Origin of the sequence: Thiolapillus sp., assembly GCF_048562965.1 — a bacterium.
Lineage (GTDB): Bacteria > Pseudomonadota > Gammaproteobacteria > Chromatiales > Chromatiaceae > Thiolapillus > Thiolapillus brandeum_A.
Map to the genome: position 1 here is coordinate 1 of NZ_JBHNMF010000505.1, position 2,358 is coordinate 2,358.

The 2,358-nt window shown below is 57.0% G+C and carries 3 protein-coding genes; all 3 read right to left on the minus strand.

Annotated elements, in window-relative coordinates; all coding sequences use genetic code 11:
- Positions 1-80: 80 nt before the first annotated feature.
- Positions 81-680, minus strand: coding sequence for an exonuclease domain-containing protein (locus tag ACOCD2_RS16970; RefSeq protein ID WP_293650278.1), 600 nt, complete (start codon positions 678-680; stop codon positions 81-83).
- A complete protein-coding gene (locus ACOCD2_RS16975) occupies positions 680-1,114 on the minus strand; it encodes a putative nucleotidyltransferase substrate binding domain-containing protein (protein ID WP_293652447.1) in 435 nt (144 codons plus the stop codon). Before ACOCD2_RS16975 ends, ACOCD2_RS16970 begins: the two co-directional genes overlap by 1 nt.
- Positions 1,018-2,358 (minus strand): DUF294 nucleotidyltransferase-like domain-containing protein (locus ACOCD2_RS16980; protein ID WP_419625819.1); only part of this gene is annotated, 1,341 nt, incomplete at its 5' end. The genes ACOCD2_RS16975 and ACOCD2_RS16980, both read right to left, overlap by 97 nt.

The window sequence follows — 2,358 nt, forward strand, 5'->3', positions numbered from 1 at the left end:
CCTCCACCATGTGCTGCAGCACATCGGCAATGCCAGGACGGTTGAGGACATTGAAGCCCTGCTACCCTGGAACACGCCTGTCAAAAAAATGCAATAGGGCTGATTGTTTGGCGCTTACCGTATTGTTTCCGCAGATTGAAAAGGCGCAGCTCATTGGCCTTGAAAGGCTGCTGCCGGCGTTCCAGGCGCTGTCGGGCCAGCTGCATGGTGTCGATTGCGGGTATGACCGGCGCCAGCCCGTACAGATTTTTACAGGCCTGCTGCAGAAAGCCGATTTCCACGGCGGCGTGATGCGCCAGCAATACTTTTCCCTTGAGCTGTTGCAGGATGGATTCCACCACCTGGGGCAGTGTCATGCCCTGTGCCACCTGATCATGAGTGATGTGATGGATGGTGATGTTGTCATCGTCCATGTCCCTTTTGCTGTGGATGATCTGATGGTGTGCTGTGTCCAGGGCCACCTGATTGTGCAGCAATGTTACATAGCCCACGCTCAGCAGGTGATCGTGCTTCGCGTCCAGGCCGGAGGTTTCAAAGTCCATCGCCAGCAGTGCAGTATCGCTGACAGGCGCGGCTTTATCCGGAAAAGATTGTTCCAGATAATCCCGCAAAGGGCCTTCGGGGGCCTTGTCCAGCAGGCGCCTGCGTTTGCTTTCCTGGTTGAACAGCAGGCCAAACATCAGATTCTGTCGGTGTGGTAGCGCATTTCCAGGGTGGACTGCATGGTCTGAACGACCTTGAAGGCGTCCTTGAGATGTTCACGTTCCAGTTTCGACAGCTGTTTGGGTGACATGAAGTTGTCCGGAGACTCTCCTTCACGGATCTGTGCTGCCTGGTGTTCCAGACGCAGGTTGCTGATGAACTCGAAGGCGTCCAGCAAATTGGCCGAGCCACCCTTGCTCAGGGAGGGGGTGCCTGCGGCGGCGCGCAGGCGGTCCTCCGTGCCAATTTCATGCAGCCCTTCGGCCAGGGCGTAGATACGCGCCATATCGATGATAGGCACGAGACCGGAATGTTTCAGGTCGAGTGTGTCGTCGTGTTGTCCATCGTGAACCAGCACAAAATCGCGGAAGAACCCCAGCGGCGGGCGGTGGGTAAGGGCATTGCGCACCATATGCGCGAGAAACAGCTGGTTCTTGGGTGCCTTGACCAGGATCTTCTTGCGGATCTTGTTGAGCAGTTTTCCTTGCCGTGGATAACGCGCAGATCGAAGAAAATGCTGGAGAGCATCAGTGCCATGGGTTCCGGCTGTTCGATCCATTTCTCGAAATAGCCCTGCCAGGTTGATACTGTCTGTCGCCATTTGGGGTTGCTGGCCATGACGTCACCGGGACAGTAGATATAGCCGCAGGCATCCAGGCCGTCGTTGACGAAACGGGCCAGGGATTCAAACCATTCGTCGTCGCCTGGCTGCAGTTTGTCAGAAATGATCAGGCCGTTGTCCTGGTCCGAGTGGCTGGTCTGTTCCCTGCGTGCCTGAGAACCTGCTGCTATCCAGGCATAGGGAACAGGAGAGGGTCCCAGTTGTATTTCCGCGAGTTCGATCAGCCGCCGGGTGATGGCGCAGGTCACCGCGGTGACGGCAAATCCCACGTGGCGCAGGTCCGCCCCCATGTTGGTGAGCTGCAGCTGGATACGCGGCAGCATCTTGCTGGCTTCCACCAGCGCCTCCAGTGATTCTGCCTTGCGAATGGTGCTGGTCAGATGCACAGCGCTCAGGCCTTCCTGGCGCATGATATCCGTGGTAGTAATGATGCCCTTCAGGCCGCTGTCATCGAATACAGGCAGGTGGTGCACCTGATTGCGGGTCATCACCAGCAATGCATCGAAAAGGCTTTCACTCGCGTTGAGGCTGGTGATTTTCCGGGTCATTATCTTGTGCATGGGGTTGTCGACAGGAAGCCCCGTTGCAACACAACGCTTGCGTATGTCCCTGTCGGTGACCAGACCCGCAGGGCTGCTGCCTTCCATCAGAATCAGGGAAGAGACCCCGTGCTCGGACATCAGACGAGCGCCATCCTGGATAGAGATGTCGGGGGAGGCGGTTACCAGTTCGCCGCGGCAGATATCCCCTGCATAGGTGTGCAGCAAATTTGAACTGCTTTGCTCCTGCATGTCCGATACGGCTTCCTTGAGCCGCTGGGCAGCGGAATGGCGGATGAAATGCAGCACTGATTCATCCTGCTCCACCAGTTTGGACAACTGGTCGCAAGGAATGCTGTACAGCAGTGTGTCCTCTGTGGCCTTGACGTAAAAATCCGGCATGACATCTGCCGCACAGAAGCTGGTGCAGATATCGCCTTCGCCCAGCATGCCCATGAGGTTGTCCTTGCCGGAATACATGGCAATGGCACCCTG